This is a genomic window from Sulfitobacter sp. SBS6 (genome assembly GCF_048285585.1).
Classification (GTDB): Bacteria; Pseudomonadota; Alphaproteobacteria; order Rhodobacterales; family Rhodobacteraceae; genus Sulfitobacter; species Sulfitobacter pontiacus.
In genome coordinates this window covers 1-24,698 of record NZ_JBLWBA010000002.1, presented here as the reverse complement: position 1 = coordinate 24,698, position 24,698 = coordinate 1, and the positions used below count along the sequence as shown (strand labels likewise).

The window sequence follows — 24,698 nt, the reverse complement described above, 5'->3', positions numbered from 1 at the left end:
GTTACCTTGTCTGGGAGTCATGGATGTCGTGATCAATCTCGGCCTCTGAGAGTCGCGCCTTGTGCTCTTTGCGCAGTGTGCGGATGTGCATCAGGATCACCAACACGATCAAGACGGCGAGGATCGCGGCGATGGGCCGGTCGACGAAATCCAGTGGGTGTTTTACCCGGATCATTGCGGAACGGAGTTTGACCTCCATGATCCCGCCCAACACCATGCCAAGAACGATCGGCACGATGGGAAGGTTCAGTCGTTTCAATACGAGGCCGAGGACTCCGAAACCCGAGGCAATTGCGCAGTCGACAACCGAGTTGCGTAGCGAATAGACGCCGACGAAACTGAGGATGAGTATGACCATCCCGAGAAAGCGGGTCGGCACCTGAATGATTTTCGTCAGCATGTTGGTCGAAAAGATCAGAAAGATGATTACGATCACGTTCAGCAGGATCATCGCAATATAGAGCGCGTAGACAAAATCGAGCTGGGTTTGGAAGAGTTGTGGGCCCGGTATCACGTTATGGACGTAGAAGACCGAGAGCATCATTGCAGTCAACGCCTCACCGGGGATGCCCAACGCAAGCAACGGGATCATTGCGGCGGCGGGGACGGCGTTGTTGGCGGCCTCTGAAGCGATGAGGCCCTCGGGAGCGCCTTCGCCGAAGGCTTCCGGCGTCTTCGAGGTGCGGCGCGCATAGGTGTATGACATGAACTGCGCGGTGAACTCGCCGACGCCGGGGATCATTCCCATCAAGACCCCGAAGCCGCTGGCCATAGTTGCCACGCGCTTATAGAGCCACATCTCCTTCATCGCGGTAAATAGCGAGCCCTCGACCGGCTGCGGGTGCGGCGAGCTGTCCTTCTCGGTGAGCAACAGGAAGGCCTGGGACAACGCGAAGAGACCCAGTACAACAACAATGAGATCAAAACCGCCGGTCAACCAGGTTTGTTCAAACGTCATGCGCTGGTTGTACTTGGTGTCCAGACCGACCGTGTGCAGAAGGATGCCGAAACCCGCCAGCCCGCCAGCCGCGAAGACCTGACCGCGATGCGCTAACACGACGAGGATGATGCCGAGGAGTGCGGCGAGGAAGATTTCTCGGCTGCCGAAATGGGGCGCAATGAGCGCCAGCACGGGTGATAGGAAGATCAGGCAGAGAATTCCAAATATGCCACCCCAAAACGATGCCGAATAGGCCAGCGCCAGCGCCCGGCGGGCTTCGCCGCGCTTGGTCATCGGATAGCCATCATAGGTTGTCAGGGCATTGACCGCGGTTCCTGGAGTATTGATCAGGATGGCGGGCAGTGCGCCGCCGTACATCGAAGAGCCGTAGATCCCCAGCAGCATCGTCAGGCCGACGATGGGATCGAGTGAAAAGGTGGCTGGTAGCAGGATTGCGATTGCAACAGCGGCCCCAACACCCGGAATGGCGCCGATAATCACGCCACCGATCGATCCGATGAAAAGTGCCAGAGCGACATCCCACCGCATGAGAAGTTCAACACCCGAGAATAAGGCTTCCATTTCGAGCTCCTAAAAGTATGTCAGAAAGAACGAGCGAAGCGCCGTCGGAAGAAGCTCATAGATGGCCCCGCCCGGCACTTTAACCTGCAGCAGCGTTTTGAAGATGACGACCACCGCGACCGCGAATACAGCGGCGGAGCCGAGAAACTTCGCGCCGCGGTAGCCGAGCCTGAGGCAGAGTGCGACCGCGAAAAGCACCGTAGTTAGAAGATAACCGAGTTGCGGGACAATGATCACGTAAATCATGAACCAGCCAGCGTATTCGACCGAGCGAAGCCAGAACCCGACCTCCTGCCACCGTCCCTCGAGCTTTGGTGAAACGAGACTCGACACAAGGTGGAGCGTCGAAAACAGTACCATTGTGCCAACTGCAGCATAGGGCCAGAATGCCGGTTGCGCGAACAGCTTGGTATTGGGCACCCAAGTCGTCTCGGACCTCAGATTGAAGGCCAGAAAGAGGCTGAAAACGATACTTATGATACTGTAGAACAGGTCCCCTGGTCGGCGATACCGTTTGAACAGGTCCTGTAGTGTTTGCGCCTTGATCATATGCCCCTCCCGCAACTCTGATCGAATTGGATATGAGGCGGGTTTTGAAAGCCCGCCTCATAGTGTCAATTCACTACAGGATCACTCAAGCATTGCGTTGATCTTTGCGAGCGCTTCTGCGTCCGCTTCGATCTGGGCCGTAGTATCTTCGGCATTCTGCCAGTAAACCAGTGCACCGGTCTTCGCCATGAAGTCCTGGGCGCGTTCAGAGGCCATGGTTTCCTTGGCAACCGCGACGATTTTTTCGCGGACATCGGCCGGTGTATCCTTGTGCACGAACAGACCATTCCACAGTGCCAGAGACAAACTGGGGTCAAGTTCGCCAACGGTTGGTGTATCCGGCGTCAGGCCGATCCGCTTGCCGCCGATGGAAGCCAGAACGTTGATGTCGTCGAGGCAGGGCAGCACGAGTTGCAGGGTGGTGTTCATCACATCTACATCACCAGAGGCCAGCGAGTTGCAATCGAGGATGTCAAAGGCGGCATCGGCCGCGAAAGAAAACCCTTTCTGCTTTGCGAGAGCAAAGGTGACCTTCGTTGGGATCAGCGGCGCACCGAAATGCCCGAGAACCACGTCGTTGTCCTGAGCATGTGCCGCCAACTCGTCAATGCTGGCGTAGGGCGCGTTCTTGCTTGAGACGATCACGAACGGATAGGTCATGAATGCGCCGAGCGGCTCAAACGGGTTCGGGTTCAGCTCGGGAATACCGATGTTCGGGCCGATCACCGGCACCGCCAATATGAACGATCCGACAGTATAGCCATCGGCCGGTGATTTAGCGACCTCGACGGCACCCGGGAAGGGACCGCCGCCGCCGCCAGGTTTGTTCACGACTGCTGCGGGGACACCATAGGTGTTCTGGAAATCCTCCGCGATCATGCGCGTCAAGACATCCTCCGCGTCACCCGGAGGCCACGGTACAACAAATTCGACCGGCTTCTCCGGATACTCTGCAGCGGCGACGCCCGGCATCAGTGCAGCAAGTGCGGCAGCTCCCGCAAGCAACGTCTTCTTCATATCTCTCTCCCTTATATCGGTTCATTATTGGCACCGATGGTGCTAAATAGATTGATCTAGAAATTATCTTCTGTCAATAAGGAGAGGTGGCAAACGGACTTGGGCTATCTGTTCTGGAAGCTTGCCACACTTCGGGGGAGTGTCGGAAAATTATGCAAGTTGTTGTGAATGAACATTTTTATTCTGATCGCATCGGAGCGCTGTCGGGGGAAGCCGTGGTTGCGACTCCTGCTGATACTGCTCCCAGAAATTTGGCTCGAGGCGGCGTTTCCCGAATCAAGTGCGGCAATAGTTTCGTTTCAACAACGCCTTCGGGAGCAAAGAAATGGTGACCGTGAACAACAAGAAAGCGATCAAAGCGCTGGTTCTAGACTTCGGAGGGGTTATTTCGAAGACCCTGTTCGAAACCCATGCCAACACGGAGCGGGCGCTTGGCCTCGCAGCTGGTCAATTGACCTGGCAGGGCCCGTTCGCGCCGGAAACTGATCCTCTTTGGGTGTCGATGCAGGCCGACGAGATTTCAGAACGCGACTATTGGCTGACACGGTCAAAGGAAACCGGCGAATTGGTCGGTCAAACCTGGACAAAAATGTCAGACCTCTTGATCGCGGCCCGAGGCGACGTCCCGGATGAGGTGATCCGGCCCGAATTTCTGCACATGCTCAGCCGCGTCAAATCGGCCGGATACACCACAGCGATCCTGTCCAACGAGCTGGACCTATTCTACGGAGCCGCTTTCCGCGAAAAGCTGACGTTTCTGCCAGAAATCGATGTCATTCATGACGCGACCTACACCAAGACACTGAAACCGGTTGCTGAGGCCTACCAAAACTTGATCGCGGACCTCGGCTTGCGCGCCGAGGACTGCGTGTTTGTGGATGATCAACTCCGCAATATCGACGGCGCAAGAGCTGTGGGCATGGCCACTGTCCATTTTGACGTAATGAACCCGGCGACGAGTTTTGCCGAAGCGGAACGCCTTCTCGGGTTGCATAAAGGGATTGAGCGATGAAGGACGAAAACTTCCTTAAAGAGAACAACGCCCGGCACATGTGGCATCCGATGTCGCATCCGGCTGACAGCCTAGCAAATCCACCCAAGATCATCACGGGCGGTAAGGGCGTGCGCATCGTCGATGTCGATGGCAACGAGACGATTGATGCGGTTGGCGGCCTCTGGAACGTGAACCTCGGCTATTCTTGCGAGCCGGTGAAAGATGCGATTTCGGCGCAGCTTGGGCAATTGCCCTATTATTCCACATTCCGAGGCACCTCGAATGATGCAGTGATCGAACTCAGCTACATGCTGCGCGAGTTCTTCGCCCCCGACGGGCTCAGCCGAGCGTTCTTCACATCCGGCGGATCGGATGGCATCGAGGTCGCGCTGCGACTGGCGCGTCAGTATCACAAGGTCCGAGGCGAGGCGGGTCGCACCAAGTTTCTCAGCATCAAGAAGGGCTACCACGGCACGCATATGGGCGGCGCCTCGGTGAACGGAAACTCCAATTTCCGCACACAATACGAGCCGCTGATGCCGGGCTGTTTTCACATTCCCGCGCCTTACACCTATCGCAACCCATTCAACGAGACCGACCCCGAGCGGCTGGCGCGATTGTGCCTGTCGGCTCTAGAAGACGAGATTGCGTTCCAAGGCGCAGGCACCATCGCGGCTTTCGTGATGGAGCCGGTGTTGGGCGCGGGCGGGGTCATTCCGCCGCATGCCAGCTTTATGCCGGGCGTACGCGAGATCTGCGACCGCAACGGCATCCTTCTGATCGCCGACGAGGTCATCACTGCCTATGGGCGCACAGGGTCATGGTCTGGTTGCCGTCATTGGGGGGTCAAGCCAGATTTTTCCGTTACGGCCAAGGCGATTACCAACGGGTATTTTCCCTTTGGGGCAGTCATGATCGCCGATCACATCGCAGAAACATTTGAAAGTGATGAGACCGGTAAAGCGAATATCGCCAGCGGCTACACCTACTCCGGTCATCCGGTGGGTGCCGCTGCAGCGATTGCTTGCCTCAAGGAAACCCAACGTCTGAATGTCATAGACAATGCCGCCGCGCGCGGTGAGCAGATGATGGCCGGACTGGAGAGGTTGAAGGAAAAGCACGAGATCGTCGGTGATGTGCGGGGCGGCGAAGGCCTGATGAATGCGCTCGAGCTTGTCTCCGACCGAGACAGCAAGAAACCACTTGAGCCGGCTCGCATCAAACAGGTCTTCGACACCACACATGCCAACGGCGTCATGGTTCGGGTCTCTGGCCCCAACGTGATCCTGTCCCCGCCCTTGGTTCTGACGACCGAAGATGTTGACCAGATCCTAGCGGCGCTCGACGCCGGTTTGGCCGCGGCGTGAGAAAGGTGACCTGATGAGCAAAGCAATCCCAGAGACGGCACCCGCCGTCATCATCGGCGGCGGCATCATCGGGATGTCGACTCTCTATCACCTTGCCCATCGCGGTGTGCCAGCCGTCTTGATCGAGCGTCGCAAGATCGCAAGTGGGACGACGTGGCATGCAGCTGGCATCGTGGGTCAGTTGCGCGACAGCACGGCGCAAACAGAGCTTGGCAAATACACCGCCCGCCTGTTTCGAGATCTAGAAGAGGAGACCGGGCAGAGCACGGGCTACAAGCAGAACGGCACAATCAACATCTCGCTCAGCGATGTACGTCACGAACAGCTTTTGCGCACCCACGATCATGCGGCGCGCATGGGTATACCCAGTCACATTCTCTCGCCCCAAGAAGTAAAAGAACACTGGCCCGCGCTGGTCATCGACGATGTGCAATCGGGGCTGTTTGTGCCCTCCAACGGCCAGGTCAATCCGCTCGACGTGACCATCGCGCTGTCCAAAGGCGCGCGCCAGAAGGGCGCGCAGGTCTTTGAGGGGACCAAGGTCGAACGGTTGGAGATACGCGACGGCAAGGTGGTGGGCGTCGTGACGGACAAGGGCATCATCGCCACCGATCAGGTGCTGATCGCTGGTGGAATGTGGTCGCACTTGTTCGGAAAATCGCATGGCATCACCGTGCCGCTTCATGCCGCCGAGCATTTCTACGTGGTGACTGAACCTGTTGCGGGCCTGCCTTCGACTCAACCGATCCTGAACATCGTCGAGGAACGGAACTACTGGAAGGAAGACGCCGGCAAGATCTTGATCGGCGGGTTCGAAGCGCAGGGCAAGGCATGGGCAAAGGACGGTATCCCCGAGGATTTCGAATTTGATGAACTGCCCTTTGATATGGAGCATGTCGAGGAAGACCTGATGCGCATGTTCGCGCGGATGCCGTCGCTGGAGGGCTTGGGAATTAAGACCTTCTTCAACGGGCCGGAAAGTTTTACGCCAGATGGCCGCCCTTACATGGGCCCGGTGCCCGATGTGAAGGGGGCTTTTCTTGCGACGGGCATGAATTCCAATGGCATCCTGAATTCAGGGGGCACCGGACTGACGTTGGCGGAATGGATGATCGATGGCAGGCCGTCACGGTCCATGGCGCCCCTGCTGGCCGCGCGCGCACATCCGTTTCAAGCCAATACGCGTTACAATCAGGACCGTGCGGCCGAAAGCGTCGGGTTCCACTACGGCATCAATTGGGCCGGACGACAGGTGCATTCCGCGCGCGGCGTGCGGCGCGTACCGCTGCATCAGCAGCTTAAAACCGCAGGGGCGGTCATGGCAGAGCGCATCGGATGGGAAGTGCCGATGTATTATGATGCGGAAAACCCTGAATGGTCGGATGTGCCCTCGCTCAGGTGGAAACCTTGGTCAGAGCAAGTCAAACAGGAGTGCCTGGCCGCGCGCGACGCGGCGGTGCTGCTGGATCAGTCGATGTATGCGAAGATTCTTGTGCAGGGTCCGGATGCGGCTCGTGCGCTCAACCATGTCTGCGGGGCGGAGATGGACGTTGACGTCGGCACGTCTGTCTACACGCAGTTCCTTAATCAGGACGGCGGGATCGAAGCGGATGTAACGGTGACCCGGATCGCGCCCACGTCATTCATGGTGGTGTCCGGACACCCCAGCCAGATGCGCGACCAGCACTGGATCAGATCCAACGCCGATCCGTCGTGGAATTTCGAAGTGTTTGACGCGACCTCGGGCTATTGCCTGCTGACTTTGCACGGTCCGAAGTCGCGCAAGATTTTGCAATCGCTCAGCAGCGATGATGTCTCTAACGATGCGTTCCCATTTGGTGCAGCGCGCGAGTTGGACGTGGCGTATGCGCGCGGTTGGGTCATCCGCCGGTCGTTCCTAGGCGAGTTGGGATTTGAGATGATGTTTCCGACCGAATTCAGCCAAGGCGTTTATGAAGCGCTGCTCAAGGCGGGCGCGCCGCACGGGTTGCGGCACATGGGCATGTTCGCGATGAACGCCTGTCGGATCGAAAAGGGCTTTCGCCATTTCGGCCATGACATCGGCGAAGACGACACGCCCTACGAGACAGGCCTAGGCTTTGCAGTGAAGCTGGACAAGGCGGGAGGATTCCTTGGCAAACAGCGGCTTGCGCAACAAAAAACCGAAGAGGGGCCCGCTTACAGGCACCGCACGGTTTCGGTCAAGGTGCCCGGCCTCACGGCAGAAAATGGGCCATACCTGATCCACAACGAGCCGATCTGGAAAAGCGGCGAGATCGTAGGCCATGTCACCTCGGGCGACTGGGGCTGGCGACTGGAGGCGATGGTTGGTCTTGCGACCATTCAACGGGGAGGCGGGGCGTCAAAAGCCTGGATCGACGAAGGGGGTTTCGAAGTCCAGATCGCGGGGAAAATGTACCCAATCGAAGCACAGCTTGGGCCGTTCTACGACACCAAGGGCGAAATCATGCGCGGCTGATGCCGCACTACAGGGAGGAAACACATGTCTGACAAAACAATACTGGTGGTGGGAACCTACGATACCAAGAACGATGAACTGGAATACATGGTGGAGCGGGTCCGGGCCTTGGGAGGAGGCACTCTCAGCATGGACATTTCCGTCCTTGGCGATCCAGAGAAGCCCACAGATTTTTCCAAGCACGATGTGGCCGAAGCGGGTGGAAGCTCGATCAAGGCAGCCATCGACAGCGGGGACGAGAACACCGCCATGCAGATCATGGCGAAGGGGGCCAGCACCTTGGCGCGCCAATTGTTCGCCGAAGGCAAGTTTGACGGCGTTGTAGTGCTTGGGGGGACAATGGGCACGGATGCCGCGCTGGACATTTGCCAAGCGCTGCCCCTCGGCGTGCCGAAATACGTGGTCTCGACCGTGTCCTTTTCGCCGTTGATAGAGCCGCAGCGGTTGTCGGCGGATATCCAGATGATCCTCTGGGCGGGCGGGCTCTACGGGCTGAACTCGGTCTGCAAGTCGTCGCTCAGCCAAGCGGCAGGCGCGGTCTTGGGCGCGGCTCGGGCGGTTGAGCCGCCTACAAATGATCGCCCGATGGTGGGGATGACGTCGCTTGGCTCTTCCTGCCTGAAGTACATGAAAAAGCTCAAGCCTGAGCTTGAGAAACGCGGTTTCGAGGTCGCGATCTTCCACGCAACCGGTATGGGCGGGATGGCATATGAGAGCATTGCGCGCGACGGCGGCTTTGCCTGCGTCATGGATTTCGCCTTGCCGGAACTAGGCAACCTGCTGGCCGGTTCGGTTATCAATGGGGGTGACGACCGGATGCTGAACGCCGGTAAGGCGGGCATTCCGCAGATCGTGGCACCCGGCTGTCTCGACCTGATCGACTTTGCCGGATGGCAAGAAATCCCGGAGCAGTACCGGGACCGTCCGTTCCATGCCCACAACCGCCTGATCAAATGTTCAGCCCTCAATGCCGAAGAACGCCGGGAAACCGCGCGCGAGATCGCAAAGCGTCTCAAGGCGTCTGAAACGCCCTCCCATGTCATCCTGACCAATGGCGGGATCGAGGAATGGGACCGTGAAGGTCAGGAGGCAAATGACCCCGAGGCCTTTGGTGAATTCTGCGACGAGATGCGCAAGCAGATGACGGCACCGATCCATTTCACTGAACTCGACTGTCACATTAACGATCAGGCCTTTGTCGATGCGGTCCTGCAAATCTTCGACGGCTGGATCGAGGACGGGACCATCAAAACCGGGGCGCGCTGACTATGTCCCATCGCGATCCCCGCTACGACATCCTGTTCGAAGAGGTTCAGATCGGGCCGATCACGGCACCCAACCGCTTCTTTTCAGTTCCGCACGCGACGGGCCACAACCCGCTTATGCCCAACGGCTCCATCGGGATGCGTGAAATGAAGGCCGAGGGCGGGTGGGGCGTCGTCTGCATGCAGTTGGCGGAAATTGATCCAACCTCCGATATCTCGAACCTGCCAATGGAGAAGTTCTGGGATGACACGGATATCAAATCCCACGCTCTTCTGGTTGAGCGGATCAAGCGGCATGGCGCGCTGACGGCCATCGAGCTTGCCCATACCGGCATTCGCGCTCGGAATATGGACACCGGGACACCGGTTCTGGGGCCATCCTCCATGCGGATTCTCAAACCTCAAAACCCCATCCAGTCCAAGGCAATGGACAAGCAAGATATCAAAGCGTTCCGCGAAAGCCACAAACGCGCTGTGCACCGGGCCAAGCAGGCAGGCTATGACATGGTCTACGTCTATGCTGCGCATGACGCCGCGTTGGTCTGGCACTTTCTCAATCCCATGTACAATCACCGTACGGATGAATACGGCGGATCGTTCGAAAATCGCCTGCGTTTACTGCGTGAGGTTTTGGAAGACACAATGGAGGCCGCTGCTGGCGACGTCGCCGTGGCGGTCCGCATTCCGGCTCACGATTTCAAGTCCGGCAGTCCGCTGACCTATGACAATGAGGCCCGTGCTGTTATCGAAAGCCTCGCGGAGTTGCCCGATCTGTGGGACGTGAATGTGGCCGGCTGGCCGCGTGACAGTGGCACGTCTCGGTTTGATGATGAGGGGCATCAGGAGAAATATACCTCTTACGTCAAGCAGGTCACGACGAAACCAGTGGTCGGGGTCGGGCGCTATGCCTCCGCCGACGCTATGGCGCGCCTTGTAAAGAAGGGTGTTTTTGACCTGATCGGGGCGTCCCGGCCGTCGATCGCCGACCCGTTCCTGCCCAAGAAGATCAAGGAAGGCCGGATTGACGACATCCGCGAATGTATCGGCTGCAATGTCTGTGTGGCGTCGGATGCCTATTCCGTGCCGCTCATGTGTACCCAGAATCCGACAATCAGCCAGGAGTGGAGACGGGGCTGGCATCCCGAGAACATTCCAGCTGCACCGAAAAAGGAAAGCACCCTGATCATCGGGTCTGGTCCCGCGGGGCTGGAGTGTGCGCTGACTTTGGCGAAGGCCGGGCATCAAGTGACCGTGGCGGAACGCGAATCCGAATTTGGCGGGCGCGTTCTGGAGGAAAGCGCGCTGAGGGGGTTGGCGGCCTGGGGTAGGGTCAAGGACTATCGGTTGTACCAGTTGCGACAGATGGGAAATGTCTCGCTTTATGCGGAAAGCGAGATCGCAGCTGCGGACGTTGCAGGTTTCGGGGCGGACAATGTCGTCGTTGCGACCGGATCCATTTGGCGCGATGACGGAGCGGGTGCGACAACGTTCAAGGCAATCGAAGGGTTCGCCGGAAATGCTTTGACGCCGGATGACGTCATGGCGGGCGCAGAAATTTCAGGGCCGGTCGTGATCTATGACGACGACCACTACTATATGGGCAACGTGCTGGCTGGACATCTGGCAGCCAAGGGCCACGAGGTTCATCTGGTGTGCCCGCTTCCCTCTATCGCCGAATGGATGGGCTATACGTTGGAAAGCCCCCGGGTGCTCGATGACATGGTCGAGTTGGGCGTGCACATGCATCCCAATACAACAGTTAGCCGTTGGAACGGATCCGCGCTTGAAGTGGCAAGAGCAGACACCGGCCAGGAATTACCGCAGATCGCCGGTGCACATCTGATTGCAGTCGGTGCAAGGCTGCCGACAGACGATCTGCTCAGCAAGCTACGAGAAGATCCTGCCCTTGCAGATTGCGTCTCCGGTATCGGCGATTGCCTCGCCCCCGGCATCATTCAGGCGGCAGTATTCTCCGGCCACGCCGAGGCTCGTCGGCTGATCGGAGATGTCCCGGAAAGCGGCATATACAAGCGCGAGACTCCGGTACTCTTTGATCGATGACGCGTCATCTTGGCGACGGGGGAACCTCGCCTTCACGTCACCAACAACTTCCATTGTGAGGTGGCGATGCCGGCTAACCCGCTGAAGCGGGGGCTGGACGCTCTGCACGCAGCGATGGCTAGTGTCGTTGAGAGCGGTGGACAGCCCGAGACATGACGCCGACCGATCAGTCGGCAGGCTTATCCAGACTTGAACGTTTTGGGGCCAACGGGTCATTGTCCAACACGCTGTGCAACTTCTCGGCAATTCCGAGCAGTGTTGCCAGCTCCTCGTTGGAGAGCACTTGCACGAGCCGCGATTCAAATTCAGTTGCGACCGTGACGATCTCACCTAAGACGGTGCGGCCTTGTTCCGTCAGTGAGATCTCGACAAGTCGACTGTCTCGCCTGTTTGCGATTTTTCGTACAAGTCCTGCCTTTTGCAGCTTTGCGACGGTGCGACTTACCCTCGGTTTCTCAAGGTTCGCGTAGTCGTGAATCTCGCGGACAGAGGCTTGCTTGCAGCGCGCCAAATGCACCAAGACGCGCCATTCCGGCAGGGAAATTCCGTGCGACCTTCCGTATTCCTGCGCCAAACGGCGACTGATTCTCTCGGATAGAACAGCCAAGCGATAAGGAAGGAACGCCGAAAGATCGAAGGAATTCATAGTCGTAGCCCACCCTTATGTTCGTCCCTTATAAGGCGAGACTGGCATTCATTTCGAGAGCAACGATAAGGGCGATTGCTTCAAGTGCAACAGGTCACGGACAATGAGGTGCAGGCCTTTGCACAGGTTACGCGGATACGGCGCTTTGAGGCAGCACGACATCGGCCCTGCGCCGAAGCTCTGGCTGCTAAGCTAGATACGCCCAAACTGGGCAAGGTGCCGGTCCAGGAGTCAGATCGTTGCAAGCGAAACGATATTGACATTAGTTGCAATTGCAACGATAACAAAGTTGTTTCGACTGCAACGATTCTCCGGGCCATACCCCGGGCCCATTCACAGACCAGATGACCAAGGAGACTGACATGGCCAAGGCGTTCGCATCCCAAGGGGACATGACCGAAAAGGAAATATCCTTTACCGAGATTGGCGAAGGGCTCTACGCCTTCACCGCCGAAGGCGATCCGAATTCCGGCGTCATCATCGGTGATGACAGCGTGATGATTGTCGAGGCCCAGGCCACGCCGCGGCTGGCGAATAAGGTGATCGACTGTGTGCGCTCCGTCACCGACAAGCCGATTACCCACGTCGTCCTGACCCATTACCACGCCGTCCGCGTGCTCGGTGCCTCCGCCTTCGGCGCGCAGCAGGTCATCATGTCCGACAAGGCCCGCTCCATGGTGGTCGAGCGCGGGCAGGAGGACTGGGACAGCGAATTCCAGCGCTTCCCACGCCTTTTCGAGGGACACGAGAGCATCCCCGGACTGACTTGGCCCACTACCACCTTCAGTGATCAGTTGACTGTCTACCTCGGCAATCGCAAGGTCGAGATCAAGCAGATCGGCCGCGCGCACACTGCGGGTGACAGCGTGATCTGGGTGCCCGACGCGCAGACCATGTTCACCGGTGATATCGTCGAGGATCACTCGGCCTGCTATTGCGGCGACGGCCATTTCGAGGATTGGGGCAGCACGCTCGACGCGGTGAAGGCCTATGATCCGCAAAGCATCGCCCCGGGACGCGGCGGTGCCTTGATCGGGCGTGATGCTGTGGATTCCGCCATCGCATCGACTCGCGATTTCGTCAATTCCACCTACCTGCCTGCCAAGCAGGTCGCCGCCAAAGGCGGCAGCCTCAAGGATGCTTGGGACGCGGTGCGCGAAGCCTGTGATCCGAAGTTCAAGGACTACGCGATCTACGAGCATTGCCTGCCGTTCAACGTCGCCCGCGCCTATGACGAGGCCCGCGGCATCGACACACCACGCATCTGGACTGCCGAGCGCGACGTGGCGATGTGGGAAGCCCTGCAGGGCTGATGCCGAACACCGCAAGATGACCCGCCGGGCGGCATGATCCGACCGGCGGGCAGCGCTGCAAGACACCTCTCACGGAGGAGACGAGAGATATGTTCGACGACAGATATTCACTTGCCCACAAGATCTATCCCTATCAGAAGGCTCCCGATCAGGAGAAGGCGGCGGCCGTGCGCCATCCCGTCGTGATTGTCGGCGGCGGCCCGGTCGGCATTGCCACGGCGCTCGATCTTGGCCAGCAGGGCGTGCCGGTGCTGGTGCTCGACGACCACGAAGGCATCGGGCAGGGGAGCCGCGCCATCTGTTTCGCCAAGCGCAGCCTTGAGATCGCCAACCGTTATGGCTGCGCCGCGCCTATGGTCGACAAGGGCGTCGTCTGGAACCTCGGCAAGGTGTTTCACCGCGACGACAAGGTGTTCGAGTTCAACCTGTTGCCCGAAGCAGGCCACAAATTCCCGGCCTTCATCAACCTCCAGCAGCCCTATTTCGAGCGTTTCATGGTCGACCGCCTGCGCAAAATGCAGGCCGAGGGCGCGCCGATCCAGCTGCGCGGCAAGAACCGGGTGGACGGGATCGAAGTGCACGACGACCATGTGGTGCTCGAGGTGATGACACCGGACGGGCCCTACAAGATCGAGGCTGACTGGCTGGTGGCATGCGACGGCGCGAGCTCGCCGCTGCGTAACCGGCTGGGACATGACTTTACCGGCAAGGTGTTTCAGGACAGCTTCCTGATTGCCGACATCCGCATGACCGGCGACACCCAGTTTCCGACCGAACGCTGGTTCTGGTTCGAGCCGAGTCATGGGCAGGGTGCCTCCACGCTGTTGCACAAGCAGCCTGATGATGTCTGGCGTGTCGACTTTCAGATTGGCTGGGACATCGACCGCAAGGAAGAGATGAAGGAGGAGAACATCCGGCGTCGTCTCGACGCATTCCTCGGTCCGGTAGATTACGAGATCGTCTGGTCCTCGATCTACACTTTCCAGTGCAAGCGCATGGAGCATTTCCGGCATAACCGCGTGTTCTTTGCCGGCGACGCTGCGCATCAGGTGTCGCCTTTCGGTGCACGCGGCGCGAATTCAGGCATGCAGGACGCCGACAATATTGGCTGGAAACTGGGACTGGTAGTGCAGGGAAGGGCACCCGAGACGCTGCTCGACAGCTATTCGGAGGAACGTGTCTTTGGTGCGGACGAGAACATACTGAATTCCACGCGCGCCACCGATTTCATCACGCCCAAGTCCGAGATCAGCAATATCTTTCGCAACGCGGTGCTGGATCTGGCAAGCAAGGCACCCTTCGCCAGACCGCTGGTGAACTCTGGCAGACTGTCGGTTCCCTGCATCTATGACGGGCTGTCGCTGAACGGCCCCGATGCCCTGACAGGCGGCCCTGATCGCACCCGTGTCGGCGCGCCCATGGTTGATGCGCCGGTGCGCGACGGGTGGCTAACTGACATGCTCGGCGGCAGATTCCAGCTTCTGTGCATCGACACAGACGCGCCGGAATCGCTGGACGTGGATGGCATCGAAGTGACCCGCGTGGCGCTCACCGCCAGTGGCAACCCGGAACTGGCGGATCGCTACTTGGGTGGAGGTCGTTCCGCTGTCTACTTGATGCGTCCCGACCAGCACGTTGTCGCTCGCTGGGACAGCTTCAACGAAGCGGAGGTCAAGGCCGCTGTGAACATCGCAACCGGACGGGTTTGAGGAGGAAACACCGATGAGCACGCTGAACAAAGAGCCGAATATCGCGCGGCCGGACGATTTCTATGCCCGGCTTCTGGCCGCACACGACGGTAAGTCCAAAGACGAAAGCGACGCGCTTAACGCCCGCCTCGTCCTGATCCTCGCCAACCATGTCGGCGATGCTCAGGTTCTGGAACAGGCACTCGATCTGGCCGCCGAGGTCTGAGGCGCAGGAACCCAACACCTTAACCACTTGATGGCCGCCACAAATACGGCGGCAATGCTTGAGGAGACGCACGATGAATGCCCCCGAAAAATCCGGCCTGATCCAGGCCGATGGTTCAACGACGATCCCCGGCTACATGCCCGGGTTTGGTAATGATTTCGAGACCGAGGCGCTTCCCGGCGCGTTGCCGCAAGGCATGAACTCGCCGCAGAAGTGCAACTACGGCCTTTATGGCGAGCAGCTGTCCGGCACGGCCTTCACCGACGTCCGCCCCGAACGCACCTGGTGCTACCGGATCCGGCCCTCGGTCAAGCACAGCCACCGCTACGAAAAGATCGACCTGCCCTACTTCCGCTCGGCGCCTGATATCCACCCGGAGGTGACCAGTCTGGGCCAGTACCGATGGGATCCGGTGCCGCATACGGATGAGCCGCTGAACTGGCTGACCGGCATGCGCACCATGACAACGGCGGGCGACGTGCACACCCAGGTCGGTATGGCGAGCCACATCTACCTGGTGACCGAGTCGATGGTCGACGACTACTTCTTTTCGGCGGACAGCGAAATGCTGGTGGTGCCGCAGGAGGGACGGCTGCGCTTTGCCACCGAACTGGGGATCATCGACCTCGAGCCAAAGGAAATCGCCATCATCCCGCGCGGCCTTGTCTATCGCGTCGAATTGCTGGACGGTCCGGCGCGCGGTTTCGTCTGCGAGAACTACGGCCAGAAATTCGAGCTGCCGGGCCGCGGGCCGATCGGTGCCAATTGCATGGCCAACCCGCGCGACTTCAAGGCCCCGGTGGCCGCCTTCGAGGATCGCGAGGTACCCTCGACCGTCACCGTGAAATGGTGCGGTCAGTTCCACACCACCAAGATCGACCAAAGCCCGCTGGATATCGTCGCCTGGCACGGCAATTACGCGCCCTACAAGTATGACCTGCGCAATTACTGCCCGGTCGGCGCGATCCTATTCGACCATCCCGACCCGTCGATCTTTACGGTGTTGACCGCGCCGTCAGGGCAAGAGGGCACAGCAAACATTGACTTCGTGCTGTTCCGTGAGCGCTGGATGGTTGCTGAAAACACCTTCCGCCCGCCGTGGTATCACAAGAACATCATGTCCGAGATGATGGGAAATATCTATGGCCAGTACGATGCCAAACCCCAAGGGTTTGTTCCGGGCGGCATCAGCCTTCATAATATGATGCTGCCACATGGGCCCGACCGCAATGCCTTCGAGGGTGCCTCGAACGCCGAACTTGGCCCCGAAAAGCTCGACAACACGATGTCCTTCATGTTCGAGACCCGCTTCCCGCAGCAACTGACGCAGTTCGCGGGCAAGGAGGCACCGCTCCAGGACGATTACATCGACTGCTGGAAGGACATCGAGAAGAATTTCGACGGCACGCCGGGCAAGAAATGAGGCTCTATTCCTACTGGCGGTCGACCACCTCCTACCGCGTGCGGATCGCATTGAACCTCAAGGGTCTGGCTTACGAGCCGGTCCCTGTCAATCTGGTCGCAGGCGATCAGATTGACAGGGACTATGCCAAACTCAATCCGGGTCAGGGAGTCCCGACCCTTGTACTGGGCGATGGTACGGTGCTGACCCAGTCGATGGCCATCCTTGATTGGCTGGAAGAGACGCAACCCGACCCGGCGCTCCTGCCCTCGGATGCGGTAAGCCGGGCCAAGGCCCGCGCCGCCGCCATGACCATCGCCTCCGACATCCATCCGGTGAACAACCTGCGGGTGGTCGCACGACTGAAGGCGATGGGGCACAGCCAGGAAGAGACCGTCGTGTGGATGAATGACTGGATGCTGCACGGCCTGACCGCCTTCGAGAAATTGATTGCGCCCGACACGGACTATTGTTTCGGCGACACGCCCGGACTGGCCGATCTTTGCCTCGTGCCCCAACTTTACAACGCGCATCGCTGGGGTTGCGATCTGTCCGCCCTGTCACGACTGACCGAGATCGAGGCGCGCTGCCTGGACCAGGCGGCCTTCGATGCGGCCCGACCCGAAAACCAACCTGACGCAAATTGACGAAGGATATTCCAATGACCGAGCTTGTCCGTTCCTGGGTCGAGACCGCGAATGACCCCGAAAGCCCCTTTCCGCTGAACAACCTGCCGTTTGGCGTCTTCTCGAACGGTGCCGCGCCCTGCTGCGCCGTGGCCATCGGCGACAAGGTGCTAGACCTGGCCGCGCTGCAATTGGCGGGTCTCTTGCCCGATTACGGCTTCGAAGAACCCGCGCTCAATACCTTCATGGGCAAAGGAAAGCCGGCTTGGCAGGAGGTTCGCGAAACGCTGACCGATCTGCTGCTTGAGGGGGCCGAAACCGACACAATGCGGAACGCGCTGCATGATATGTCGGACGTCACCATGCACCTGCCGTTTACGGTGACAGAGTACACTGACTTCTACGCTGGTCGCCAGCACGCCTTCAACGTAGGTTCGCTGTTTCGCGACCCGGCCAATGCCCTACCGCCCAACTGGTTGCACATCCCGATCGGCTACAACGGACGCGCCTCGACGGTGGTCGTCTCGGGCACCGATTTCCATCGACCCATGGGCCAGTTAAAAGGTCCGCAGGACGACATGCCAAGCTTCGGCCCCAGCAAACGGCTCGACATCGAACTTGAGATGGGCGCCGTCGTGGGCACGCCCTCCGAGATGGGCCAGCGGGTCAGCGTAGACGAGGCCGACGACATGATCTTTGGTTACGTACTGCTCAACGACTGGTCGGCGCGTGACATTCAGGCCTGGGAATACCAACCGCTCGGGCCGTTTCAGGCCAAGGCCTTTGCCACAACGATAGGCCCCTGGGTGGTGACCAAGGCAGCGCTCGAGCCGTTCCGCTGTGACACACCTCCGCGCGAACACGAGCTCCTGCCGCATATCCGAGACACCGGCCCGATGCTCTATGACGTCGATCTGTCGGTCACGATGGCAGCGAAAGGGGGCCAGCCCACAGTCATTTGCGAAACGAATTACAACACGCTCTACTACTCCGCCGCGCAGCAGCTTGCGCATCATGCGTCCTCGGGTTGCGCCATGCGCACCGGCGACCTGCTGGGCTCGGGCACGATCTCGGGGCCCGACAAGGGCATGTTCGGTTCGCTGCTGGAGATGACATGGGGCGGCAAAGACCCCCTGACGCTGGATGGCGGCGAAACCCGCACCTTCATCGAGGACGGCGATACCCTAGCCCTGCACGGTCATGCACAAGGCGACGGCTACCGCATCGGCTTTGGTTCTTGCGTCGGGAGTGTATTGTCCGCAACGAACACCGGCGAAGGCCAGACGTGACTGTCGAGATAGCGTGAACCCCGTCTAAAGACAGTTCTGTCGCACAGTTTTCGCGGTTGGTTGAACTGGCTCGCGTTTGGTAGCAGCGGACTTATGAATTTGGACGCGAGCACCCAACCGTGACGATTGATTTCAAAGGCAACCATTTCCCATAGAACGTGATCCTTCATGCTGTGTTTGTCTATGTCCGCTACGGTTTTTCGTGTCGGGATCTTGAGGAGATCATGGCCGATTGGGGCCTTGAAATCGATCATACCACGTTGAATCGCTGGGTCGTGAAATTCTTGCCTCTGATCGCTGCAAGTGCGCAGGCCAGAAAGCGTCGGTCGGCGGATGGACGAGACATACATCAAGGTTCGCGGCAAGTGGGCCTATCTGTATCTGCTTTAGACCCGGGCGGGCAAACCCTTGAGTTTATGCTGTCAGAGCGCCGCAATACAGCTGCCGCGCGACGGTTCTTCAAGCGAGGTGCTGGCATCAACGATGTCCCAGACCGAATTGCAATCGACAAGAGCGGTGCCAGCTTAACTGGTCTGTAAAGTCTGAACGTCATCCTCAAATTCACGGGGGTTGGTCGGATCCCAGCAAGCGTTCGCTTTCTGCGATAGCAACGCTTGCTGGGATCGAAACCGCGCACATGATCCGTAAGGGCCGCCTAGCACAAACAGGCATCTCGGCATTCAAGCAGTTTGCGGCTCTCGCAGCATAATTATGTTCATGGAAGACTACTCTTCGGCAGGGTATAAACTTTGCGACGGAACCGCCAGGATGGGAATCTATTGGAATGGTGCGCTATAGACTACAGCGGTGATCATGTTAATCTACGCTGAGCTCAGGAGTGCAGGACGAATGACATGAAAACAGTCGACAAGGCTCTCTCCGTTCTGGACCAATTCTCAATGGAAAACACGGAAATCGGCTTGAGCGAATTATCCAGAATGGCGGGGCTGGACAAGGCCGCAACGCGACGCTTGCTCGTGGCATTGGCGAAACACGGCTTTATCGAACAAGCCGCTGAAACGCGTAAGTATCGCCTGGGGCACGGGTTTCTCAGACTTGCCCGCATTCGTGAAGCGACAGTCCCGATCGCCCGTGCCGCGCAAGAAGTAGCAGATTGGCTGGTCGATGTGGCCAATGAAACAGCGCATGTCAGCATCCCCGGCGCACGAGGTATGACTACAGTTGCACACAAACTCCCTAACCGCGGCCACGTGGTCAACATCATTCCGTCGCAGGTTTTGTACTATCATGCCACGGCCTCAGGGTTGGCTTACCTCGCCTTTGCGAGTGAGGAGACCGCCAATGCCATCTTGTCGTTGACCCGCGAGAAGATCACCGAAGCGACGGTGACATCAAATGTCGAACTGCGAAAGTTGATCACAGCATTCAGGGAACAGGGGTTTTCCCAGACCCGGAACACATTCGAAACCGATGTCTCAAGCATTGCCATGCCGTTCTTCCAGGATTCGTCGGACCCTGCTGGATCGATCTCACTCGCGCTCCCGAAGAGCGACCTGACAGATGAGCGGCGTGAAGAGTTGCTGCCGCTGCTGAAGGATGCGGTATCACGCATGGAGACGGCATTGACGGGACTCTAGGGCCGGCTTAGCTTTTCGGGCGCGCTGGCGCCGTTCCTCGGTAGTGTGCCGTCATCGCCGCAGGGGCATCAGTCTCTTCAACTAACCCCAAAACGACTCCGGTCTGACCGCCGTCCTGGCGCTTCTTGGCGATTTCCGCATCTGACATTGTCACCCGCTGTGACATCCGCAGCGACCAGTCGTGAAGATACGCGTACATCTCCGCCCTAATCCCGGAAAAAGTGTCATTCCTCCCCAGATCTATCAGTTCATTAGGATCATTTTTTAGGTCGAAGAGCATCGGGGGCAAACCGCCCTCGCAATGAACAAGCTTCCAGTCCTCAGTGGCAACCATGAACATCCGCGCATCTTTGGGCAATACGTCCAGTCCGCGACAGACAGGATGGCTGGAATAGTCATATTCGCTGATGACATATGATCTTGGACTTGGATGTTCGCGGTCCTCCAGATACGGCATGAGCGAACGCCCCTCTACGATGTGGGAGGGGACATCGCATCCGGCGGCGTCGATGATCGTCGCCGTCACGTCAATTGCTTCGACCAGATTGGAGCAGGTTGTACCGCGTGTCTTGTCCGCCGTCGGGCGCGGGTCGTAAATAATCAGTGGGACCTTGACGGACGGGGCGTGAAACAGGTCCTTTTCGCCCAGCCAATGGTCTCCAAGATAGTCGCCATGATCTGACGTGATGATAATCATCGTGTCCTTGTCGCGACCGCTATCCTCCAGGTATTGAAGCAGGCGTCCCATCTGATCGTCACATTGCTTGATCAGTCCCATGTAGACAGGGATCACCTTTTCGCGCACATCGTCCCGTGAGAAACTCTTGCCGATGCGACCAGTCGCGAAAGCTTCGTAGACCGGGTGGGGATCCTGTAATTCTGCGCGGTCTTTCACGGCCGGCAAGATGTCTTTGGCGGAATACATGTTGTGATAGGGTGCGGGCACGATATAGGGCCAGTGCGGCTTGATATAGCTGATATGAGCGCACCATGGGCCGGAGGCCGTCTCCATGAACTTGATCGCTTCGGACGTCAGCCACGGCGTCTCGCTATCGCCTTCCTCGATATTCGCCGGGCGATCCGCGTTCTTCATGAACCACCCACTGGCGATTTCATCGCCAGAAAGTCCAGCGTTCGAAAAATCCGCCCAAGGGTTTTCGCCACCATAACCCTTTGATTTCAGATATTCGTTGTAAGGGCTGCGCTTGGCATCATAGGGCCCGTCGGGCCCGACGGCCCAGAGACCGTCATCGCGGCACCACACATCAAATCCGCATTCAGCCTGCCGCGCGCCAATGACGCTGTCGGGCGACAGGCCGAGGCGTGCCATTCCAGACTCGTCCGCCTTCATGTGCGTCTTTCCAACAAGCCAGCAGCCGACGCCGCCTGACCTAAGATGATCCCCGAGTGTCAATTCCCCTACACGCAGGGGATAGCCGTTCCACTGGGCTCCATGGCTGCTTGGATAGCGGCCAGTGTAGGCGCTCATACGGGCGGCACCACAGACAGGCGACTGGGTGTAAGCCTCTGAAAACCTGACGCCTTTCGCTGCAATTCTGTCCATGTTGGGTGTGTGCAGTGCCGGGTGCCCTGCGCAGCTCAGGTAGTCGAAACGCAATTGGTCGAACATGATGTAAAGAATATTCAAGTGAAGCCTCCCTCTAAGGCAGTGCACAGAAAAATGCTCTGGTGCAGATTGACAAAACTCGGACCGATTTGCAATATAATATCCATCGGTGATAATAATGACCTTCTAATTCGGGAAATGCGAAAACCATGAGCTACGATCTTTTGTTCGAACCTGTCCGGATTGGCCCAGTCACAGCCCCAAACCGTTTTTTCGCCGCGCCGCACGCGACGGGCCACGGTTTCTCGTTGCCCGCGGGGTCGACCGCGCTTCGGGCCATGAAGGCAGAAGGCGGGTGGGGAACTGTGGCGGTCCAGATCACCGAGGTCAGCCAGGATTCCGATATGGCAAATCATCCAATCGAGCGCATCTGGGATGATGTCTACCTGGATCAGCATGCAAAACAGGTCGATGCCATCAAGGCGCACGGCGCTCTCGCGGCGATCGAACTGGCGCACGGCGGCATGCGGGCGCGGAACTTTGCGACGGGGGTGCCCGTTATCGGTCCGTCAGACCTGCCGATCTTACGCCCCGAGATGCCGGTGCAGGCCCGTGCGATGGATAAGTCCGATATCCGCGAGTTTCGCCGTGCCCACAAGAAGGCCGCGCAGAATGCCAAGGACGTAGGTTACGATATCCTCTATGTTTATGCCGCTCACGACATTTCCCTACTGTCGCATTTCCTGTCGCGCCGCACGAATTTTCGCAGCGACGAATATGGCGGGTCTTTGGAAAACCGCGCGCGGCTTCTGCGCGAGGTTCTTGAAGATACTCTTGAAGTTGCGGCTGGGGAACGTGCGGTTGCCTTACGTTTCGGCGTCCATGAACCCGGTGCGAAACATGCAATGACATATGACGGCGAGGGCAGGGAGGTTGTCGAGATGCTTGCGGATCTCCCGGACCTTTGGGACGTGAACATCTCTGGCTGGTCAGCGGATTCGGCGACATCGCGGTTCACTGAACAAGGCTACCAGCTTGAATTCACCTCGTTCGTCAAAACCATTACAGACAAGCCGGTCGTCGGCGTAGGTAGATTTACGTCACCGGACACGATGGTGTCGGTGATCAAATCCGGAAAACTTGATCTGATCGGCGGGGCGCGGCCCTCGATTGCGGATCCGTTCCTGCCGAACAAGATCAAAGAGAACCGGATCGAGGAAATCCGCGAATGTGTCGGGTGCAACGTTTGCGTCAGCATGGATTCCTACGGTGTTCCGCTGCGCTGTACGCAAAACCCCACGATCGGCGAAGAATGGCGCCGCAACTGGCACCCCGAGATTGTCGGTAAGGCCGAGAAACAGGAAAACAGCCTGATCATCGGAGCCGGTCCAGCTGGGTTGGAATGCGCATTGACTCTTGCGAAGGCCGGTCACCAGGTGACGCTTGCCGATGCCGCGGAGGAAGTTGGTGGACGCGCCCGGCTCGAAGGTGGGCTACCAGGAATGCATGCTTATCGGAGAGTGATTGATTATCGTTTGTGGAATCTCCAACAAATGGGCAACGTTGACATTTTCACCTCCAGTCCGCTCGAAACAGATGACTTGGAAGACTTCGGCGCAGATAATATCATATTTGCCACCGGCGCGTCTTGGCGTCGCGATGGCGTCGGGGGGTCGAATTTCGATCCGGTCGACTGGGCCGAGGGTACGACCGTGCTGACGCCTGATGACATCATCGCGGGCGTGATTCCGGATGGCCCTGTCGTCATTTACGACGACGACCATAACTACATGGCCAGCATCCTCGCAGAGCTACTGCGCGCCAAGGGGTGTGAAACAACCTACGTCACGCCGCTCGCCAGCGTAGCAACCTGGACCGCTCATACATTGGAACAGCGCAGCATCATCGGGCGGTTCAAGTCGCAGGGCATTCCCATACATGTCAACAGCACGCTAAGCGGCTACAGCAACGGCGTTGTGACTGTCCAAGACGCGTATGCCGTGAACAGCGAGCGGCAATTCGAAGCCGCCGCACTACTCTTCGTGGGGGCTCGGCTTCCGAACAAGAGGCTATTCGACGGTTTCGTGCAAACCCAGTCAGCGACCCAAGGGGTTCTGGCGGGCGACTGTCTCGTTCCCGGGATGATCCAAGCGGCGGTCCATTCGGGCCACCGCATTGCAAAGGAGTTGATTTACGGCGGCGCTGGTCCGTTCAAGCTCGAAAAACCTACGTAACTGGTAGATCCTTCAGAGATGTGTGATGGCCTACTAAGTACTGTATAGTCAGCCATCCAGGGAAACACCTTGGGGACACTTAACATAGGGTGTCCTACATAAGGTACGTTTTTGAGCTTACGAATACATCCGTACATATTTACCATAATCTATCTTATCGGCTGCGATAATGTAGGGGGCGGGGGGGGCGCGCTACCCTTAAGTGCGACTCTTTTTAGAAAACAGTAGTTTATCTAATGAGAGGAATCGGTATGGTAGCCGTTTACGACCAACTGAGTATCACAGAACGACGCAAGATTGAACGCTGGAGACACGCAAAGGTCCCAGTTGACGAGATGGCGCGCGTTCTGAAGCGCTGCAGATCAACGATATTTCGCGAGCTAAAGCGTAACCATTTCTCGGACGAGAGCATGCCGGGATGCGATGGCTATTACGGTGCCGCCGCGCACCTGATGCAAGCGGATCGTCGTGCTCGAGAGCGCAAGCTGATCAAACATCCTGAGCTGTGCAAACGCGTGATTGAGCGCATCAAGAACGGTTGGACACCAGAGCAGATCAGTAACCGTATGATCCACGAGCGCGCTCCCCTCAGGGTCTGCCAGGAAACCATTTATCGCTACATCTATTCCAAGGAAGGTCAGCGCGAAGACCTGTGGTGGTATCTGCCGACGCACCGTATCGCTCGACGTCCCCGCCGCACCCGACGACGCAGAGAACCCAAGCTCCACCGCGATGTCAGCATCTTATTTCGCCCGGATGATGTGGCTCACCGCCGTCAACTTGGCCACTCAATGCCCGACAGGCGATTTGTGAAACAAATCTGCCGAGAGGGGAATGGACCTGTCACGGTTTGAT

The 24,698-nt window shown here is 58.4% G+C and carries 19 protein-coding genes and 1 pseudogene; 15 read left to right on the top strand and 5 right to left on the bottom strand.

Going from position 1 to position 24,698, the window contains the following annotated elements; genetic code table 11:
• Position 1: 1 nt before the first annotated feature.
• The 3 genes from ACNQ62_RS00190 to ACNQ62_RS00180 form a co-directional block, all read right to left on the bottom strand.
• Positions 2 to 1,522, bottom strand: a complete 1,521-nt coding sequence (locus ACNQ62_RS00190) for a tripartite tricarboxylate transporter permease (RefSeq protein ID WP_064215951.1) — start codon at positions 1,520 to 1,522, stop codon at positions 2 to 4.
• Between the two features lie 9 nt (positions 1,523 to 1,531).
• On the bottom strand, positions 1,532 to 2,071 hold the full coding sequence (locus ACNQ62_RS00185) for a tripartite tricarboxylate transporter TctB family protein (protein ID WP_064215950.1): 540 nt from the start codon (positions 2,069 to 2,071) through the stop codon (positions 1,532 to 1,534).
• An 81-nt stretch (positions 2,072 to 2,152) separates the two neighbouring features.
• The gene (locus ACNQ62_RS00180; RefSeq protein WP_289085149.1) at positions 2,153 to 3,088 is read right to left on the bottom strand and encodes a tripartite tricarboxylate transporter substrate binding protein; all 936 of its coding nucleotides are present in this window, start codon (positions 3,086 to 3,088) and stop codon (positions 2,153 to 2,155) included.
• 325 nt (positions 3,089 to 3,413) lie between these two features.
• Here ACNQ62_RS00180 and ACNQ62_RS00175 point away from each other — a divergent pair, with 325 nt between their 5' ends.
• Genes ACNQ62_RS00175 through ACNQ62_RS00155 form a run of 5 tightly spaced genes read left to right on the top strand, consistent with a single transcriptional unit; the run spans position 3,414 to position 11,254 of the window.
• Positions 3,414 to 4,100, top strand: a complete 687-nt coding sequence (locus ACNQ62_RS00175) for an HAD-IA family hydrolase (RefSeq protein ID WP_418093890.1) — start codon at positions 3,414 to 3,416, stop codon at positions 4,098 to 4,100.
• The gene (locus tag ACNQ62_RS00170) at positions 4,097 to 5,449 is read left to right on the top strand and encodes an aminotransferase class III-fold pyridoxal phosphate-dependent enzyme (protein WP_418093889.1); all 1,353 of its coding nucleotides are present in this window, start codon (positions 4,097 to 4,099) and stop codon (positions 5,447 to 5,449) included. The genes ACNQ62_RS00175 and ACNQ62_RS00170 overlap by 4 nt, the downstream gene beginning before the upstream one ends.
• Positions 5,450 to 5,462: 13 nt before the next feature.
• Entirely contained in the window at positions 5,463 to 7,928 is a 2,466-nt protein-coding gene (locus ACNQ62_RS00165) for an FAD-dependent oxidoreductase (RefSeq protein WP_418093888.1), read from the top strand.
• Positions 7,929 to 7,952: 24 nt separating this feature from the next.
• Positions 7,953 to 9,194, top strand: a complete 1,242-nt coding sequence (locus ACNQ62_RS00160) for a Tm-1-like ATP-binding domain-containing protein (RefSeq protein ID WP_289085146.1) — start codon at positions 7,953 to 7,955, stop codon at positions 9,192 to 9,194.
• 2 nt (positions 9,195 to 9,196) lie between these two features.
• A complete protein-coding gene (locus tag ACNQ62_RS00155) occupies positions 9,197 to 11,254 on the top strand; it encodes an FAD-dependent oxidoreductase (protein WP_418093887.1) in 2,058 nt (685 codons plus the stop codon).
• A gap of 166 nt (positions 11,255 to 11,420) precedes the next feature.
• Here ACNQ62_RS00155 and ACNQ62_RS00150 read toward each other — a convergent pair whose 3' ends face one another.
• Entirely contained in the window at positions 11,421 to 11,900 is a 480-nt protein-coding gene (locus tag ACNQ62_RS00150) for a MarR family winged helix-turn-helix transcriptional regulator (RefSeq protein WP_289085144.1), read from the bottom strand.
• A gap of 362 nt (positions 11,901 to 12,262) precedes the next feature.
• Here ACNQ62_RS00150 and ACNQ62_RS00145 point away from each other — a divergent pair, with 362 nt between their 5' ends.
• The 8 genes and pseudogenes from ACNQ62_RS00145 to ACNQ62_RS00110 all read left to right on the top strand — a co-directional run bounded on the left by ACNQ62_RS00145 (position 12,263) and on the right by ACNQ62_RS00110 (position 20,042).
• Positions 12,263 to 13,213, top strand: coding sequence for an MBL fold metallo-hydrolase (locus ACNQ62_RS00145; RefSeq protein ID WP_064215942.1), 951 nt, complete (start codon positions 12,263 to 12,265; stop codon positions 13,211 to 13,213).
• A gap of 89 nt (positions 13,214 to 13,302) precedes the next feature.
• Complete coding sequence (locus ACNQ62_RS00140) at positions 13,303 to 14,922, top strand: FAD-dependent oxidoreductase (protein ID WP_418093886.1); 1,620 nt, start codon at positions 13,303 to 13,305, stop codon at positions 14,920 to 14,922.
• Positions 14,923 to 14,935: 13 nt separating this feature from the next.
• Positions 14,936 to 15,127, top strand: coding sequence for a DUF2783 domain-containing protein (locus ACNQ62_RS00135; protein ID WP_064215940.1), 192 nt, complete (start codon positions 14,936 to 14,938; stop codon positions 15,125 to 15,127).
• Positions 15,128 to 15,200: 73 nt separating this feature from the next.
• Positions 15,201 to 16,550 carry a homogentisate 1,2-dioxygenase gene (hmgA, locus tag ACNQ62_RS00130; protein ID WP_418093885.1) on the top strand — a complete coding sequence of 450 codons (1,350 nt, stop codon included), beginning with the start codon at positions 15,201 to 15,203 and terminating at the stop codon, positions 16,548 to 16,550.
• Positions 16,547 to 17,176, top strand: a complete 630-nt coding sequence (maiA, locus tag ACNQ62_RS00125) for a maleylacetoacetate isomerase (RefSeq protein WP_418093884.1) — start codon at positions 16,547 to 16,549, stop codon at positions 17,174 to 17,176. The genes hmgA and maiA overlap by 4 nt, the downstream gene beginning before the upstream one ends.
• Positions 17,177 to 17,190: 14 nt before the next feature.
• The gene (fahA, locus tag ACNQ62_RS00120; protein ID WP_418093883.1) at positions 17,191 to 18,444 is read left to right on the top strand and encodes a fumarylacetoacetase; all 1,254 of its coding nucleotides are present in this window, start codon (positions 17,191 to 17,193) and stop codon (positions 18,442 to 18,444) included.
• Between the two features lie 158 nt (positions 18,445 to 18,602).
• Positions 18,603 to 19,153 (top strand): annotated as a pseudogene (locus tag ACNQ62_RS00115) (IS6 family transposase).
• 145 nt (positions 19,154 to 19,298) lie between these two features.
• Positions 19,299 to 20,042 carry an IclR family transcriptional regulator gene (locus ACNQ62_RS00110; RefSeq protein ID WP_064215936.1) on the top strand — a complete coding sequence of 248 codons (744 nt, stop codon included), beginning with the start codon at positions 19,299 to 19,301 and terminating at the stop codon, positions 20,040 to 20,042.
• Between the two features lie 7 nt (positions 20,043 to 20,049).
• Here the strand turns inward: ACNQ62_RS00110 and ACNQ62_RS00105 are convergent, their stop codons facing one another.
• Positions 20,050 to 21,690 (bottom strand): sulfatase-like hydrolase/transferase, encoded by a 1,641-nt coding sequence (locus ACNQ62_RS00105; RefSeq protein WP_418093882.1) that lies wholly within the window; start codon positions 21,688 to 21,690, stop codon positions 20,050 to 20,052.
• A 128-nt stretch (positions 21,691 to 21,818) separates the two neighbouring features.
• Between ACNQ62_RS00105 and ACNQ62_RS00100 the strand changes: the two genes are divergently transcribed.
• Positions 21,819 to 23,843, top strand: coding sequence for an FAD-dependent oxidoreductase (locus ACNQ62_RS00100; protein WP_418093881.1), 2,025 nt, complete (start codon positions 21,819 to 21,821; stop codon positions 23,841 to 23,843).
• Positions 23,844 to 24,094: 251 nt separating this feature from the next.
• Positions 24,095 to 24,697 carry an IS30 family transposase gene (locus tag ACNQ62_RS00095; RefSeq protein WP_418093880.1) on the top strand — a complete coding sequence of 201 codons (603 nt, stop codon included), beginning with the start codon at positions 24,095 to 24,097 and terminating at the stop codon, positions 24,695 to 24,697.
• Position 24,698: the final 1 nt, after the last annotated feature.